At 51.7% G+C, this 16,407-nt stretch carries 14 protein-coding genes and 2 tRNA genes; 15 read left to right on the forward strand and 1 reads right to left on the reverse strand.

The window, feature by feature from the left end; all coding sequences use genetic code 11:
- Positions 1-196: 196 nt before the first annotated feature.
- Positions 197-673: a transcription elongation factor GreA gene (gene greA / locus ACF8OF_RS19135; protein ID WP_015422313.1), complete on the forward strand. Its 477-nt coding sequence runs from the start codon at positions 197-199 to the stop codon at positions 671-673.
- A 199-nt stretch (positions 674-872) separates the two neighbouring features.
- On the opposite strand, the gene yhbY is transcribed toward greA, so the two are convergent.
- Entirely contained in the window at positions 873-1,166 is a 294-nt protein-coding gene (gene yhbY, locus ACF8OF_RS19140) for a ribosome assembly RNA-binding protein YhbY (protein ID WP_004234544.1), read from the reverse strand.
- A gap of 158 nt (positions 1,167-1,324) precedes the next feature.
- On the opposite strand from yhbY, the gene rlmE reads away from it, so the two are divergent.
- The 14 genes from rlmE (at position 1,325) to pnp (ending at position 16,299) form a co-directional block, all read left to right on the forward strand.
- A complete protein-coding gene (rlmE, locus tag ACF8OF_RS19145; protein WP_279800524.1) occupies positions 1,325-1,954 on the forward strand; it encodes a 23S rRNA (uridine(2552)-2'-O)-methyltransferase RlmE in 630 nt (209 codons plus the stop codon).
- A 48-nt stretch (positions 1,955-2,002) separates the two neighbouring features.
- Positions 2,003-3,952, forward strand: coding sequence for an ATP-dependent zinc metalloprotease FtsH (ftsH, locus tag ACF8OF_RS19150; protein ID WP_025152371.1), 1,950 nt, complete (start codon positions 2,003-2,005; stop codon positions 3,950-3,952).
- A gap of 140 nt (positions 3,953-4,092) precedes the next feature.
- Positions 4,093-4,941 carry a dihydropteroate synthase gene (gene folP / locus ACF8OF_RS19155; protein WP_279800525.1) on the forward strand — a complete coding sequence of 283 codons (849 nt, stop codon included), beginning with the start codon at positions 4,093-4,095 and terminating at the stop codon, positions 4,939-4,941.
- On the forward strand, positions 4,934-6,268 hold the full coding sequence (glmM, locus tag ACF8OF_RS19160; RefSeq protein ID WP_274371271.1) for a phosphoglucosamine mutase: 1,335 nt from the start codon (positions 4,934-4,936) through the stop codon (positions 6,266-6,268). Before folP ends, glmM begins: the two co-directional genes overlap by 8 nt.
- 244 nt (positions 6,269-6,512) lie before the next feature.
- On the forward strand, positions 6,513-6,851 hold the full coding sequence (gene secG, locus ACF8OF_RS19165) for a preprotein translocase subunit SecG (protein WP_025152374.1): 339 nt from the start codon (positions 6,513-6,515) through the stop codon (positions 6,849-6,851).
- Between the two features lie 81 nt (positions 6,852-6,932).
- Positions 6,933-7,022: transfer RNA gene (locus ACF8OF_RS19170), tRNA-Leu, on the forward strand.
- Between the two features lie 57 nt (positions 7,023-7,079).
- A tRNA-Met gene (locus ACF8OF_RS19175) sits at positions 7,080-7,156 on the forward strand.
- 197 nt (positions 7,157-7,353) lie between these two features.
- Positions 7,354-7,806, forward strand: a complete 453-nt coding sequence (gene rimP / locus ACF8OF_RS19180) for a ribosome maturation factor RimP (protein ID WP_004241392.1) — start codon at positions 7,354-7,356, stop codon at positions 7,804-7,806.
- 26 nt (positions 7,807-7,832) lie between these two features.
- Entirely contained in the window at positions 7,833-9,344 is a 1,512-nt protein-coding gene (gene nusA, locus ACF8OF_RS19185; protein WP_004234558.1) for a transcription termination factor NusA, read from the forward strand.
- A gap of 21 nt (positions 9,345-9,365) precedes the next feature.
- Positions 9,366-12,098, forward strand: coding sequence for a translation initiation factor IF-2 (infB, locus tag ACF8OF_RS19190; protein ID WP_279800527.1), 2,733 nt, complete (start codon positions 9,366-9,368; stop codon positions 12,096-12,098).
- Between the two features lie 72 nt (positions 12,099-12,170).
- Positions 12,171-12,581 carry a 30S ribosome-binding factor RbfA gene (rbfA, locus tag ACF8OF_RS19195; RefSeq protein WP_262859298.1) on the forward strand — a complete coding sequence of 137 codons (411 nt, stop codon included), beginning with the start codon at positions 12,171-12,173 and terminating at the stop codon, positions 12,579-12,581.
- A complete protein-coding gene (truB, locus tag ACF8OF_RS19200; protein ID WP_025152376.1) occupies positions 12,581-13,525 on the forward strand; it encodes a tRNA pseudouridine(55) synthase TruB in 945 nt (314 codons plus the stop codon). Before rbfA ends, truB begins: the two co-directional genes overlap by 1 nt.
- A 121-nt stretch (positions 13,526-13,646) precedes the next feature.
- Positions 13,647-13,916 (forward strand): 30S ribosomal protein S15, encoded by a 270-nt coding sequence (gene rpsO, locus ACF8OF_RS19205; RefSeq protein ID WP_025152377.1) that lies wholly within the window; start codon positions 13,647-13,649, stop codon positions 13,914-13,916.
- 226 nt (positions 13,917-14,142) lie between these two features.
- Positions 14,143-16,299: a polyribonucleotide nucleotidyltransferase gene (pnp, locus tag ACF8OF_RS19210; RefSeq protein ID WP_392497397.1), complete on the forward strand. Its 2,157-nt coding sequence runs from the start codon at positions 14,143-14,145 to the stop codon at positions 16,297-16,299.
- Positions 16,300-16,407: the final 108 nt, after the last annotated feature.

Consider the following 16,407-nt stretch of genomic DNA (forward strand, 5'->3'; position numbering starts at 1 on the left):
CCGGAACAGGATTTCAGTTCAGCCCGCGCGGACAACGCGTCAACCGCGCTGACAGCATCCGCAGTGCGATGGCCGTATCAGCGCAGATTTACATGGTTTTACTTAATAGTAGTGTGCCACATAAGGCGCATAAGGTACTGTTATCGTTTAATCAGGATGATATGACTATTACTTAGGAATGATTCAGAGGTAGAGAATGAAACAAATCCCTATGACGGTACGCGGCGCAGACCAACTGCGTGAAGAATTAGAATTTCTCAAAAATGAGCGCCGTCCGAAAATTATCGCTGATATCGCGGAAGCCCGCGAGCACGGCGATCTGAAAGAAAACGCAGAATATCATGCAGCCCGTGAGCAGCAGGGCTTCTGTGAAGGCCGTATTCAGGAGATCGAAGCCAAGCTCTCCAATGCGCAGGTGATTGATGTCACCAAAATGACCAATAATGGCCGGATTATTTTTGGTGCGACGGTGACCGTTTTTAACGTCGCAACGGATGAAGAGCAGACATACCGCATCGTGGGTGATGATGAGGCTGATATCAAATCAAACCTGCTGTCAGTGAACTCCCCGATTGCCCGCGGCCTTATCGGCAAAGAGGTGGATGACGTGGTTGTTATCCAGACACCGGGCGGTGAAGTGGAATATGAAGTCATCAATGTGGAATACCTGTAAGCAGTGCCGTAAAAAAACAGCACAATACGGATATTTCATCAGAAAAATGCAGTGAAAGGCGTTTTTACTGAACTTTACATTCGGGCGGCTGAGCGCTGAGGCTGCCGGGATAGGAAGAAAATCTGAAAGGAATGCCACCGGCCGGACGATATCGTCAGAAATCATCTGCCGGTGGCATTTTTTTATAAATATGCAATTATCATTTAGGTAAAATGATCTTCCGGGCTTCCGACGGACGGTAGAGCACCAGAATTTTACCGATAATCTGCACATTGTAAGCACCGGTTTCACGCACAATCGCATCAGCGATCAAGGTTTTCATTTCACGGTCTTCGCCCGCGATTTTAACTTTGATAAGCTCATGATGTGTAAGAGCGACTTCCGTTTCTGCGAGTACGCCTTCAGTCAGCCCGTTGTTGCCAATCATGACAACCGGGTTCAGATGATGAGCGAGCGCTTTCAGGTGCTGGACTTGTTTTTTAGTGAGGTTCATCGTTTTTTTTGCTTAATAACTATTGAAAACGGTGTATTCTACCGCCATATCATGCTTATCACCATCATTAGGTGAGGAGTACTGTCTGCGGTAACGGGACTTTTGTCCGGTTATGCGAAAAAACTGAGTCAGAAATAACAGGTTAGTCGGAAAACACAATGGCCAATAAAAAACGTTCAGCAAGCTCCGGGCGCTGGTTACAGGAACATTTTAGTGATAAATATGTTCAGATGGCGCAAAAAAAGGGGCTTCGCTCTCGTGCCTGGTTTAAGCTCGAAGAAATTCAGCAGGGCGATAATATTTTCAGACCGGGCATGACTATTGTGGATCTGGGTGCTGCACCCGGCGGCTGGTCACAATATGCTGTTAATCACATCGGTCAGTCCGGGCGTGTCATTGCCTGTGACCTGTTACCGATGGATCCCATCGTCGGCGTGGATTTCCTTCAGGGCGATTTCCGTGACGAAAACGTGCTCAATGCTCTGCTGGAGCGCGTGGGGGATAAAAAAGTCCAGGTTGTTATGTCAGACATGGCACCAAATATGAGCGGAACACCGGCTGTTGATATTCCGCGCGCGATGTATCTGGTTGAGCTGGCACTTGATATGTGCCGTTCTGTTCTGGCACCGGGGGGCAGTTTTATTGTTAAAGTCTTTCAGGGAGATGGCTTTGACGAGTACCTCCGGGAGGTTCGTTCCCTGTTCACGAAAGTGAAAATCCGTAAACCCGATGCTTCGCGGGCCCGATCGCGTGAAGTATACATTGTAGCGACAGGGTGGAAAGTGTAGTACCCTGTGCGTTATTTGTTAACACAGATGTAATAAGAGGTTAATCCCTTGAGTGACATGGCGAAAAACCTAATTCTCTGGCTGGTCATCGCAGTAGTGCTGATGTCGTTGTTCCAGAGTTTTGGCCCAGGCGATTCAAACAGTCGTAAGGTGGACTACTCTACCTTCATCACTGAGTTAGCACAGGATCAGGTGCGCGAAGTCCGTATTTCCAATCGTGATCTTAACGTCAGTAAAAAAGACGGCTCCAAATACACGACGTACCTGCCGATGCAGGACAATCAGCTGCTTAACACCATGCTGAACAAAAACGTCACTGTGGTCGGTGAACCACCGGAAGAGCCGGGTATCCTGACAACCATTTTCATTTCCTGGTTCCCGATGCTGCTGTTAGTCGGCGTCTGGATCTTCTTTATGCGCCAGATGCAGGGCGGCGGCGGTAAAGGTGCGATGTCCTTCGGCAAAAGTAAGGCTCGCATGCTGACTGAAGATCAGATCAAAACCACCTTTGCGGATGTGGCCGGTTGTGATGAGGCCAAAGAAGAAGTCGGCGAGCTGGTGGAGTATCTGCGTGAGCCGAGCCGCTTCCAGAAACTCGGCGGTAAAATTCCGAAAGGTATTCTGATGGTGGGGCCGCCGGGTACCGGTAAAACGTTGCTGGCAAAAGCCATTGCCGGTGAGGCGAAAGTCCCGTTCTTCACCATTTCCGGTTCTGACTTCGTCGAAATGTTCGTGGGTGTGGGTGCGTCCCGTGTCCGTGATATGTTCGAACAGGCGAAGAAAGCCGCACCATGTATCATCTTTATCGATGAAATCGACGCCGTCGGCCGTCAGCGTGGTGCGGGTCTGGGCGGTGGTCATGATGAACGTGAGCAGACACTGAACCAGATGCTGGTTGAGATGGATGGTTTCGAAGGTAACGAAGGTATTATCGTTATCGCGGCAACCAACCGTCCGGATGTGCTTGACCCTGCGTTACTGCGTCCGGGTCGTTTCGACCGTCAGGTCGTGGTCGGTCTGCCGGATGTACGCGGCCGTGAGCAAATCCTGAAAGTGCATATGCGCCGTGTGCCGTTATCACCGGACGTTGAACCGTCTGTGCTGGCACGTGGTACACCGGGCTTCTCCGGTGCGGATCTCGCTAACCTGGTGAACGAAGCTGCGCTGTTTGCGGCACGCGGTAATAAACGCGTTGTGACCATGGTCGAGTTCGAAAAAGCAAAAGATAAAATCATGATGGGTGCGGAACGCCGCTCTATGGTGATGACAGAAGAGCAGAAAGCCTCGACTGCCTACCATGAAGCCGGTCACGCGATCATCGGTCGTCTGGTACCGGAGCATGACCCGGTCCATAAAGTGACCATTATTCCGCGCGGACGTGCGCTGGGTGTGACTTTCTTCTTACCGGAAGGGGATCAGATCAGTGCCAGCCGTCAGAAACTTGAAAGTCAGATTTCCACCCTGTACGGCGGTCGTCTGGCGGAAGAGATTATCTACGGGCCGGAAAATGTGTCCACAGGCGCATCCAATGACATCAAAGTGGCAACGAACATTGCCCGTAACATGGTGACACAGTGGGGCTTCTCCGAAAAACTGGGGCCGTTACTGTATGCGGATGAAGACGGTGAAGTATTCTTAGGCCGTTCTGTGTCAAAAGCACAGCACATGTCTGATGAAACTGCCCGGACTATCGATGAGGAAATCCGCGGGATTATTGAGCGTAACTACAAACGTGCGCGTCAGATCCTGATGGATAACCTCGATATCCTGCACACCATGAAAGATGCATTAATGAAATATGAAACCATTGATGCACCACAGATTGATGATCTGATGAACCGTGTGCCGGTCCGTGAACCAGCGGGCTGGGAAGGTGACAAGCCGAAAGCGGATACCCGTCCGCCGGAAAGCAGTAACCAGGTTCCGGTTCAGGAAGCACCTGAATCATCAGATGACAACAATGCTGCGCCGTCTGAAGACGACAACAAGCAGTCATAATTCATCATTCAGTGGTATGAAGCAGTAATGTGAAAAACCCGGCGGAAAATCTGCCGGGTTTTTTTATATCTTTATCCCGCCGGAGTCAGGCATTACAATCACCTCACGATTGAAATAATAAACAGTAAGAAGGCCGGATTATGAAACTTACCGCACGCGGTCAGACACTTTCACTGACAACGCCGCAGGTGATGGGGATCCTCAATGTGACCCCGGATTCATTCTCAGACGGTGGTACACATAACACCCCCGCCAAAGCACTGGAACATGCCCGGAAAATGATTGCGGAAGGCGCGACGATCATTGATATCGGCGGTGAATCCACCCGTCCCGGCGCGGCGGAAGTCAGTCCGGAGCAGGAAGCGGAGCGGGTTATCCCGGTTGTGACAGCGATTGCCCGTGAGTCAGATGTCTGGATTTCAGTGGATACCTCAAAAGCGCTGGTGATCCGCGAAGCCGCAAATGCAGGGGCTCATATTCTCAATGATATCCGGTCATTCAGTGAGCCGGGGGCCTTACAGGCGGCGGCACAGAGCGGTCTGCCGGTTTGTGTGATGCATATGCAGGGAGAACCGCGTACCATGCAGCAGGCACCGCACTATCAGAACGTGGTGCGTGAGGTATATACGTACCTTGAAGCACAGGTGGCGCGTTGTTTGGCGGCCGGCATTGAAAAAAATCACATAATTCTCGATCCGGGCTTCGGTTTCGGGAAAACACTGGCGCATAATTATCAGTTATTGGATAAATTAGACCTGTTTCATCACCTGGGATTACCGGTTCTCGCCGGTATGTCACGAAAATCTATGATTGGCCAGCTGATGGATATTCCCCCGGATGAACGGGTTGCCGGCAGCGTGGCCTGTGCGGTGATTGCCGCGATGAAAGGTGTGCAGATTATCCGTGTCCATGATGTGAAAGAAACTGTCCAGGCCATGAAAGTGGTGGAAGCAACCCGTTTAGCGAAGGAAACAAACGACAATGAGTGATCGCAAATACTTTGGTACTGATGGCATCCGCGGAAAAGTGGGTGACAGCCCGATTACCCCTGATTTTGTGCTCAAACTGGGCTGGGCGGCCGGAAAAGTGCTGGCACGTCACGGCTCACGTAAAATTATTATCGGTAAAGATACCCGTATTTCCGGCTATATGCTGGAATCCGCCCTGGAAGCCGGGCTTGCCGCCGCCGGGTTATCCGCCTCATTTACCGGCCCGATGCCGACACCGGCGGTCGCGTATCTGACCCGAACTTTCCGTGCCGAAGCGGGTATTGTTATCTCCGCCTCTCACAACCCGTATTATGACAACGGCATCAAATTCTTCTCCATTGACGGCACCAAGCTGCCGGATCACGTGGAAGAAGCGATTGAAGCCGAAATGGAAAAACCACTGACCTGTGTGGAATCCGCCGAACTGGGGCGTGCAAACCGTATTGTGGATGCCGCCGGTCGTTATATTGAATTCTGTAAAGGCACATTCCCGAACGAGCAGAGCCTGAACGGGCTGAAAATGGTGATCGACTGCGCACACGGCGCAACCTATCACATTGCACCGAACGTCCTGAGTGAACTGGGCGCGGAAGTCATTGCAATCGGCTGTGATCCGAACGGTATCAACATTAACGAAAAATGTGGTGCAACGGATGTCCGTCAGTTACAGGAACGTGTTCTCGCTGAAGGCGCACACGTCGGTCTGGCGTTTGACGGTGACGGTGACCGCCTGATCATGGTGGATCACCTGGGTGAGAAAGTGGACGGCGACCAGATCCTGTTTATCATCGCCCGCGAAGCACTGCGTCAGGGACAACTGCGCGGTGGTGCTGTCGGCACACTGATGAGTAACATGGGGCTGGAGCTGGCGCTGAAACAGCTGGGTATTCCGTTTGAGCGCGCGAAAGTCGGCGACCGTTACGTGCTTGAAAAACTCCAGGAAAAAGGCTGGCGTTTGGGGGCGGAAAACTCCGGCCACATTATCCTGCTGGATAAAACCACCACCGGTGACGGCATTGTGGCGGGTCTTCAGGTGCTGAGTGCCATGGTACGCAACAACATGAGCCTGCACGATCTGTGCAGCGGCATGAAATTGCTGCCGCAGGTGCTGGTGAACGTCCGTTTTGCCGGTCAGCACGACCCGCTGGCAAGCGAGGAAGTCATCCGTGTGGCGCAGGAAGTGGAAAAAGAGCTGAACGGCAAAGGCCGTGTGCTGCTGCGTAAATCCGGTACTGAACCACTGATCCGTGTGATGGTGGAAGGGGAGGATGAAGCGCAGGTCACTGCAATGGCAAACCGCATCGCAGACGCGGTGAAACGCGTGTAATTATTTATGATGTGTATGGCAGAGCCGGAAAAACTGATTGCGGTTTTCCCCCGGCTCTGTCAGAATCCGGACCTTATTGTTGTTTTTTTCCGCAACCGATGCGCCGGGCTCAAAATAGACTTGCGCGCGTGCGTTTGTTTGGTTAGTATTCTGACCCGCTCAGTAAGGTAATCAGGTTTACCGGTGAGTGTGCAGATTGATACCGAATCAGTCGGTATACCGTACGAGGAATAGGTACACGTTTATGTATACAGCTCTCTTAGTCGTTTTCTTGCTTGTTGCGATCGCCTTAGTCGGCATGATCTTAATGCAGCAGGGGAAAGGTGCGGACATGGGTGCTTCGTTCGGTGCAGGCGCATCTGCAACACTGTTTGGTTCTTCGGGTTCAGGTAACTTCATGACCCGTACCACAGGCATTTTAGCAACACTGTTTTTTGTACTGAGTTTAATCCTGGGCAATATGACCAGCAATAAAACCGGTACAGGCAGCAAGTTTGATAATCTCGCTCAGCCGGTGCAGACAGAACAGAAAACAGATGTTCCCGCAGCACCAGCAGCTCCTAACAGCGATATTCCGCGCTGATTGTTGCAAGTCTGAAGTAGAAAGTTTTAAACGGGATTGATACACACCATCAGTCAGTCCCGTAAAAAAGAGCAGTTCAGTGCCGAGGTGGTGAAATTGGTATACACGCTACCTTGAGGTGGTAGTGCCTACAAAACGGGCGTACGGGTTCAAGTCCCGTCCTCGGCACCATTTAGTTTCACACTTGCGTTTTGCAGGTGATCAGCGTAGAATTTTTCACGTTTCGAACGCGGGATGGAGCAGCATGGTAGCTCGTCGGGCTCATAACCCGAAGGTCGTCGGTTCAAATCCGGCTCCCGCAACCACTTCTTTATAACAAATCGTTTTTTCCAATGTTGATTGTATCAACAACTCTTACGTTATCCCTGATTTGGAAAAAAGATTAAGAAGTGTGATGTACACAGGGTCCAGTTGCATAAAGCCCCGAAATTTCGGGGTTTTTTGTTATCAGTCAACAGAGATACTGGGCGTTATGCCCTTTTTTTATGTCCCGGGGGTGGTCTTGTCCACATTAGAGCAGAAATTAACAGAGATGGTCACTGCACCTGTCGAAGCACTCGGTTTTGAGCTTGTCGGCGTGGAGTTTATCCGCGGCCGCGTGTCAACACTGCGTATTTTTATTGATAGTGAAGAGGGTATCACTGTTGATGATTGCGCGGACGTGAGCCACCAGGTCAGTGCCGTTCTTGATGTTGAAGATCCTATTACAACCGTTTATAACCTTGAGGTTTCGTCTCCGGGTATGGAGCGTCCGTTATTTACGGCAGAACATTATCAGCGGTTTACCGGTGAGGAAGTCTCACTGACGTTACGAATCGCAATGCAGAACCGTCGCAGATGGCAGGGTATTATCAAAGCCGTTGACGGTGAAATGATCACGGTTACAGTGGATGGCAAAGACGAAGTGTTCGCACTTGGCAACATCCAGAAAGCTAACCTGGTACCCCACTTTTAATATAAAGTTCAAAAGAGGCAACTAGGATGAATAAAGAAATTCTGGCTGTTGTTGAGGCAGTTTCTAACGAAAAATCGCTTCCTCGTGAGAAAATTTTTGAGGCTCTGGAAACTGCGCTGGCAACCGCCACCAAGAAAAAATACGAACAGGAAATTGATGTTCGTGTTGAAATCGACCGTAAATCCGGTGATTTTGATACCTTCCGCCGCTGGATGGTGGTAGAAGAAGTCACTCAGCCGACCCGTGAAATCACACTGGAAGCGGCTGATTATGAAACGCCGGGCATTCAGTTAGGCGAATATATCGAAGATCAGATTGAATCTGTCACCTTCGACCGTATCACCACTCAGACCGCAAAACAGGTTATCGTGCAGAAAGTACGTGAAGCCGAGCGTGCGATGGTGGTTGATCAGTTCCGCGAGCAGCAGGGCGAAATCATCACCGGTGTGGTGAAAAAAGTGAACCGCGAAAACATTACTCTCGATCTGGGGAATAATGCGGAAGCGGTCATTATGCGCGAAGATATGCTGCCGCGTGAGAACTTCCGTCCGGGTGACCGTATCCGCGGAGTTCTGTATGATGTTCGTCCGGAAGCCCGTGGTGCACAATTATTTGTGACCCGCTCCCGTCCGGAAATGCTGGTCGAATTATTTAAAATCGAAGTGCCGGAAATCGGCGAAGAGATTATTGAAATTAAAGCGGCTGCCCGTGATCCCGGTTCCCGTGCGAAAATCGCGGTGAAAACCAATGACAAACGCATCGACCCTGTCGGGGCATGTGTGGGAATGCGCGGCGCCCGCGTTCAGGCCGTTTCCGGTGAGCTGGGCGGCGAGCGGATTGATATCGTGTTGTGGGATGACAACCCGGCGCAATTCGTGATTAATGCAATGGCTCCGGCAGATGTTGCATCCATTGTTGTCGATGAAGACAAATGCACAATGGACGTTGCTGTTGAAAGCAGCAACCTTGCACAGGCCATTGGCCGTAACGGCCAGAATGTGCGTCTCGCTGCACAACTGCTGAAAAAACATCGTGGTGATGACAAATGGGAACTGAACGTCATGACTGCGGAGGAACTTAACGCGAAACACCAGGCGGAAGCACACGCTTCCATTGAAACTTTTGTTAAGCATCTCGACATCGATGAAGATTTCGCAACTTTATTAGTGGAAGAAGGTTTCTCCACACTGGAAGAACTGGCGTATGTGCCGGTCAGCGAACTTCTGGAAATCGACGGCCTCGAAGAGGAAACCGTTGAAGTTCTGCGCGAACGTGCAAAAGCCGCTTTAACAACGCTCGAACTGGCACAGAAAGAGAGCCAGTCAGGTACCACACCGGCGGATGATTTGTTAAACCTTGAAGGCATGGACCGCACACTGGCATTCACCCTGGCTTCCCGTGGTATTTGTACCCTTGAAGATCTCGCAGAGCAGGGTATCGATGACCTCACAGATATCGAAGGTCTGAATGATGAGAAAGCAGGTGAACTCATTATGGCAGCACGTAATATCTGTTGGTTTGGCGACGATGCATCTTAATTTGTAGCGGGAAGGAGCAGCATGACAGAATCGGTAAAATCACTGGCAGACGAAATTCAGACTTCCGTAGAGCGCCTGGTACAGCAGTTTGCTGATGCCGGCATCAAAAAAACGGCGTCTGATAACGTTTCCCAGCAAGAGAAAGAGGCCCTGCTGGCCCATCTGAACCGCGAACAGGGCGGGGCAAGTCAGCCGGGTAAATTAACACTTCAGCGCAAAACTCGCAGTACGCTGAGTGTTCCGGTAACCGGTGGCAAGAGCAAATCGGTTAATATTGAAGTCCGCAAAAAACGCACATATGTAAACCGCGATGCCGCTGAACAGGCAAAAGCCGCGGAAGAGCAGGCACAGCGTGAAGCGGAAGAGCAGGCAAGACGCGAAGCTGAAGAGCAGGCCCGTCGTGAAGCCGAAGAAAAAGCTAAACAAGAGGCGCAAGCCAAACGTGAGGCTGAAGAAAAGGCAAAACGCGAAGCGGCAGCAGCGAAAGTAACTGAACAAGCGGCAGAACCGGCTAAGCGTGAAGCAGCGGAAAAGAATAACGTGAAAGAAAATAAAGCGAAATCAGCCCCGGCGGATAGCCGGGAAAACAGCGAAAAAGTGCGCCGCGAAGCCGAAGCCGCTGAAATCAAACGCAAAGCTGAAGAAGAACAGCAGCGCAAACTTGAAGCTGAAGTAAAACGTGCTGCAGAAGAAGCGCGCCGTCTGGCCGAAGAAAACGGCGAGAAATGGTCTGCTCCTGTCAGCGAAGAAACAGAAAGCGCGGACTATCACACCACCACCTCTGCTCACGCCCGTGAAGCGGAAGATGAAAGTGATGCGAAAGTTGAAGGCGATAACCGCGGCCGCAGCCGCGGCGCGAAAAACGTCCGCCAGAAGAAAAATAACCGTCACTCTGAGAAAGCCGATCGCGAAGAAGCCCGCGCGCAACTGCCGCGCGGTAAGAAACAGCGTAAAGGCAGCTCACTGCAGCAGAGCTTTAACAAGCCGGTTGCAGCGGTTACCCGTGATGTGGTTATCGGTGAAACCATCACTGTTGGTGAATTAGCCAACAAGATGGCGGTGAAAGGTTCTCAGGTCATTAAAACCATGATGAAGATGGGCGCGATGGCGACTATCAACCAGGTGATTGACCAGGAAACCGCACAGCTGGTTGCCGAGGAAATGGGTCACAAAGTTATCCTGCGCCGTGAGAACGAGCTGGAAGAAGCGATCCTGAACGACCGTGACATGGGTGAAGCACAGGCTGAACCACGTGCGCCGGTTGTGACCATCATGGGTCACGTTGACCACGGTAAAACCTCATTACTGGACTATATCCGTTCCACCAAAGTCGCCTCCGGCGAAGCGGGCGGTATTACCCAGCACATCGGTGCATACCATGTGACCACCGATAAAGGTGCTATCACGTTCCTGGATACGCCGGGACACGCCGCGTTTACCTCTATGCGTGCCCGTGGTGCGCAGGCAACGGATATCGTTGTTCTGGTGGTTGCAGCGGACGATGGCGTGATGCCGCAGACTATCGAAGCTATCCAGCATGCGAAAGCAGCGGGTGTGCCGGTTGTGGTTGCGGTGAACAAAATGGATAAACCGGAAGCCGATCCGGATCGCGTACGTAACGAACTGTCTCAGTATGGCATTCTCTCTGAAGAGTGGGGTGGTGACACTCAGTTCATCAGTGTTTCCGCGAAGAAAGGGACCGGTATCGACGATCTGCTCGACGCTATCCTGCTGCAGGCTGAAGTTCTCGAACTGAAAGCTGTGCGCGCCGGTATGGCGAGCGGTGTGGTTATTGAATCTTACCTCGATAAAGGCCGTGGTCCGGTCGCGACTATCCTGGTACAGAGCGGTACACTGAACAAAGGCGATATCGTCCTGTGCGGCTTTGAATACGGTCGTATCCGTGCGATGCGTAACGAACTGGGTCAGGATATCACCGAAGCGGGTCCGTCCATGCCGGTGGAAATCCTGGGTCTGTCCAACGTACCGTCTGCCGGTGATGAAGCGACTGTTGTCCGTGACGAGAAGAAAGCCCGTGAAGTGGCACTCTATCGTCAGGGTAAATTCCGTGATGTGAAACTGGCACGCCAGCAGAAAGCCAAACTGGAAAACATGTTCGCGAACATGGAAAGCGGTAAGGTTTCTGAACTGAACATCGTTCTGAAAACAGACGTACAGGGTACCTGTGAAGCTATCACCGATTCACTGATGAAACTGTCAACTGACGAAGTCAAAGTGAAAATTATCGGTTCCGGTGTCGGTGGTATTACCGAAACTGACGCCACACTGGCTGCGGCATCAAACGCGATTATCCTCGGCTTTAACGTCCGTGCGGATGCATCAGCACGCCGCCTGATTGAAAGCGAAAGCGTTGATCTGCGTTACTATTCCGTTATCTACAGCCTGATTGATGAAATCAAACAGGCAATGAGCGGGATGCTGGCGCCGGAGTTCAAACAGGAAATCATGGGTCTGGCAGAAGTCCGTGATGTGTTCCGTTCACCGAAATTCGGTGCCATCGCCGGTTGTATGGTGACGGAAGGAACGATCAAACGTAACAACCCAATCCGCGTTCTGCGTGACAACGTGGTTATCTATGAAGGTGAGCTGGAATCCCTGCGCCGCTTCAAAGATGACGTTGCTGAAGTCCGTAACGGGATGGAATGTGGTATCGGTGTCAAGAACTACAATGATGTCCGCCCGGGCGACATGATTGAAGTCTTCCAGGTGATTGAAGTTCAGCGAACTATCTGATCACCTGACGGTATGACATAACATGATATAATTGGGGGGCTTATGGCCCCCCTAATTTTCAGGAGAGAAACTATGGCGAGAGAATTCAGCCGTACTCAGCGCGTTTCACAGGAAATTCAGAAAGAAATTGCGATTATCCTGCAGCGTGAAATTAAAGATCCCCGTGTGGGGATGGCAACGGTATCCGGCGTGGATTTATCCCGCGATATGGCCTATGCCACAGTGTTTGTCACCTTTCTGAACTTTATGGATGAAGACCAGAATTCAGAGCAGGTGAAAACCGGTATCAAAGTCTTAAATGATATTTCCGGCTACATTCGTTCCCTGCTGGGGAAAGAGATGCGCTTGCGCATTATTCCGGAACTTAAATTTGAATATGACAGTTCTCTGGTCGAAGGGATGCGTATGTCCAACCTGGTGTCTGATGTGATCAAACACGACCAGGATATGCGTAAATCTGCGGACGACAAAGAGGGTAATTGATGGCACGCCGTCGTCGTGGCCGTAATATCAACGGCATTGTCCTGCTGGATAAACCGCAGGACATTTCATCCAATGATGCGTTGCAGAAGGTCCGCCGTCTGTTTAATGCCGCCAAGGCCGGTCACACCGGCGCGCTGGATCCGCTGGCGACCGGTATGCTGCCGGTCTGCCTCGGTGAAGCGACCAAATTTTCACAGTTTCTGCTGGATTCCGACAAGCGTTACCGTGTGATTGCCCGCCTGGGGCAGCGCACAGACACCTCAGACTCACAGGGTGAGGTGATCAGTGAGCGCCCGCTGACATTCACGGCGGAACAGCTTGCGGCTGCTCTGGAGTCATTCAGGGGCGATACCTTACAGGTACCGTCCATGTATTCCGCGCTCAAGCATCAGGGACGCCCGCTGTACGAATATGCCCGTAAAGGCATCACCATCGAGCGGGAAGCCCGCCCGATCACAGTGTATGAACTGTTGTTTATCCGCCATGAAGGGGACGAGCTGGAGCTGGAGATTCACTGTTCGAAAGGCACCTATATCCGCACTATTATTGATGATCTCGGTGAGAAACTCGGCTGTGGTGCGCATGTGACCATGCTGCGCCGGTTGCAGGTGGCTACGTATCCGGCAGAACGGATGGTGACACTGGAACAGCTTCAGGACATGCGCCGGGTGGCGGATGAATCAGAAACACCCCTTGAAACCGCACTGGATCCGCTGCTGCTGCCGATGGATACCGCCGTGTCTCATTTCCCGCAGGTCAATCTGACGGATGTGACCGCCGGGTATTTTAAGCTGGGGCAGCCGGTACGGGCTTCACACGACCTGGCACCGGAGACATTAACCCGCGTAACGCAGGGTGATGATGCACAGTTTATCGGCCTTGCGGTGATCAGTGAGGACGGCCTGGTGGCACCGCGCCGCCTTGTCGTGGAATACGCGGAATAAGTGCCGCCATATCTTGCGTTCAGGGCGCGGGCGGCGTAGAATAACGCGGCAATTTCCCTGAGATGCTGAATTAGAGATCGGCACTCAATTTTATTAATCAAAGTATATTTGGAGTTCTATTATGTCTCTAAGCACTGAAGCGAAAGCGAAAATTGTCGCTGATTTCGGTCGTGGCGAAAACGACACCGGTTCAAGCGAAGTTCAGATCGCGCTGCTGACTGCACAGATCAATCACCTGCAAGGTCACTTTTCTGAGCATAAAAAAGATCACCACAGCCGTCGTGGTCTGCTGCGCATGGTAGCTCAGCGTCGTAAGCTCCTGAACTATCTGAAAGGCAAAGATTTAGCAAGCTACACCTCAATTCTTGAGCGTCTGGGCCTGCGTCGCTAATTCAGACGAGTTTCAGTGGAAAGGGGCCGACGGCCCCTTTTCTTCTGAATGCGGCACATTACGCTGTTGCCGCAATAATAACGATTCTTCGGTACAGCTATTCGCGCGGCTAATGAGAGCACTTTCCGGCAACAGGAAAAGGTTGTCATTAGTCGCGAGGATGTATCTGAAGGAACCATTTCACTACTTACCCCTGCCGGGGTGAGAGACCCAGAAGGATATTATTTTGTTAAATCCGACAATCCGTAAATTCCAGTATGGTCAGCACACTGTCACTATCGAAACCGGCATGATGGCCCGTCAGGCGACAGCAGCTGTAATGGTTAATATGGACGACACTGCGGTATTCGTTACCGTTGTCGGCCAGAAAAAAATGAAACCGGGCCAGGACTTCTTCCCGCTGACCGTAAACTATCAGGAGCGTACTTACGCTGCCGGCCGTATTCCGGGGAGCTTCTTCCGCCGTGAAGGCCGTCCGGGCGAAGGCGAAACCCTGATCGCACGTCTGATTGACCGTCCGTTACGTCCGCTGTTCCCGGAAGGTTTCCTGAACGAAGTTCAGATCATCGCAACCGTGGTGTCTGTGAACCCGCAGGTTAACCCTGATATCGTGGCAATGATTGGTGCTTCAGCGGCACTGGCACTGTCCGGTATTCCGTTCAACGGCCCGATTGGTGCGGCACGTGTTGGTTTTATCAATGACCAGTATGTTCTGAACCCGACCACTGACGAATTAGCAGTAAGCAAACTGGATCTGGTTGTTGCCGGTACCAAAGGTGCGGTTCTGATGGTTGAATCAGAAGCACAGCTGCTGACTGAAGAACAAATGCTGGGTGCGGTCGTGTTCGGTCACGATCAGCAGCAGATTGTTATCGAAAATATCAACGCACTGGCTGCTGAAGCCGGTAAACCGAAGTGGGACTGGCAGCCTGAGCCTGTTAATCAGACTCTGCATGACCGCGTTGCTGAGCTGTCTGAAAAAGCCCTGGGTGATGCTTACCGTATCACTGAGAAGCAGGATCGCTATGCGCAGGTTGATATCATTAAAGATGCCACCATCAGCGCACTGGAAGCAGAATTCGCCGCACGCGGTGAAGAGCTGACCGGCGAACTGAAACATGAAATCAGCGACATCCTGGCTGCGGTTGAAAAATCTGTTGTCCGTACCCGTGTTCTGAACGGCGAGCCGCGTATCGACGGTCGTGAAAAAGACATGGTCCGCGCACTGGATGTCCGCACCGGCGTTCTGCCGCGTACTCACGGTTCTTCTCTGTTCACCCGTGGTGAAACTCAGGCGCTGGTAACCGCAACGCTGGGTACTGCCCGTGATGCACAGACGCTGGATCAGGTGATGGGTGAAATCACTGATACCTTCCTGTTCCACTACAACTTCCCTCCGTACTGTGTGGGTGAAACCGGTATGGTCGGTTCACCGAAACGCCGCGAAATCGGCCACGGTCGTCTGGCGAAACGTGGTGTGCTGGCAGTGATGCCGTCTCAGGAAGAATTCCCGTACACCGTGCGTGTGGTGTCAGAAATCACTGAATCCAACGGTTCTTCTTCTATGGCGTCAGTCTGTGGTGCATCTCTGGCACTGATGGATGCAGGTGTTCCTGTGAAATCAGCGGTTGCCGGTATCGCAATGGGTCTGGTGAAAGAAGGCGACAAGTACGTGGTTCTGTCTGATATCCTGGGTGATGAAGACCACCTCGGCGATATGGACTTTAAAGTGGCGGGCAGCCGTGATGGTATAAGCGCCCTGCAGATGGATATCAAAATCGAAGGTATCACCAGCGAAATCATGCAGGTGGCTCTGAACCAGGCCAAAGGTGCGCGTCTGCACATCCTGGGCGTGATGGAACAGGCTATCAACTCACCACGTGCTGATATTTCTGAGTTTGCACCGCGCATCCACACCATCCGCATCAATCCGGACAAAATTAAAGACGTTATCGGTAAAGGCGGTTCTGTGATCCGTGCCCTGACCGAAGAAACCGGCACCACTATCGAAATCGAAGATGACGGTACCGTGAAGATTGCTGCAACTGACGGTGATAAAGCGAAGATGGCTATCCGCCGTATCGAAGAAATCACCGCAGAAGTGGAAGTCGGTCGTGTCTATAACGGTAAAGTTGTCCGTATCGTTGATTTCGGTGCTTTCGTGGCTATCGGCGGCGGTAAAGAAGGTCTGGTGCATATCTCTCAGATCGCTGACAAACGCGTTGAAAAAGTATCAGATTATCTGGAAATGGGTCAGGAAGTACCGGTCAAGGTACTGGAAATCGACCGTCAGGGTCGTATCCGCCTGAGCATGAAAGAAGCAGTCAGTCAGGATGCTGCACCGGCTTCGGATGCAACCCCTGATGCAAATAACGCTGAATAAAATTTGACGTAAGTCGTGGCGTCCTGTAAAAAGGGCGCCATTCGGCAAAAAAAGCAAAAATGCACTCGGTTATTGTCAGTCAGAGGATTATCCTTTCAGGGATCTGAC

This window comes from Morganella sp. TYF_1, from assembly GCF_043105645.1.
Lineage (GTDB): Bacteria > Pseudomonadota > Gammaproteobacteria > Enterobacterales > Enterobacteriaceae > Morganella > Morganella morganii_B.

Bases quoted from the DNA above. Each gene is read 5' to 3' on its own strand.
- infB (WP_279800527.1), top strand. From the start codon at position 9,366: ATGACAGAATCGGTAAAATCACTGGCAGACGAAATTCAGACTTCCGTA.
- rpsO (WP_025152377.1), top strand. From the start codon at position 13,647: ATGTCTCTAAGCACTGAAGCGAAAGCGAAAATTGTCGCTGATTTCGGT.
- truB (WP_025152376.1), top strand. From the start codon at position 12,581: ATGGCACGCCGTCGTCGTGGCCGTAATATCAACGGCATTGTCCTGCTG.
- folP (WP_279800525.1), top strand. From the start codon at position 4,093: ATGAAACTTACCGCACGCGGTCAGACACTTTCACTGACAACGCCGCAG.
- greA (WP_015422313.1), top strand. From the start codon at position 197: ATGAAACAAATCCCTATGACGGTACGCGGCGCAGACCAACTGCGTGAA.
- secG (WP_025152374.1), top strand. From the start codon at position 6,513: ATGTATACAGCTCTCTTAGTCGTTTTCTTGCTTGTTGCGATCGCCTTA.
- glmM (WP_274371271.1), top strand. From the start codon at position 4,934: ATGAGTGATCGCAAATACTTTGGTACTGATGGCATCCGCGGAAAAGTG.
- yhbY (WP_004234544.1), bottom strand. From the start codon at position 1,166: ATGAACCTCACTAAAAAACAAGTCCAGCACCTGAAAGCGCTCGCTCAT.
- rbfA (WP_262859298.1), top strand. From the start codon at position 12,171: ATGGCGAGAGAATTCAGCCGTACTCAGCGCGTTTCACAGGAAATTCAG.
- rlmE (WP_279800524.1), top strand. From the start codon at position 1,325: ATGGCCAATAAAAAACGTTCAGCAAGCTCCGGGCGCTGGTTACAGGAA.
- nusA (WP_004234558.1), top strand. From the start codon at position 7,833: ATGAATAAAGAAATTCTGGCTGTTGTTGAGGCAGTTTCTAACGAAAAA.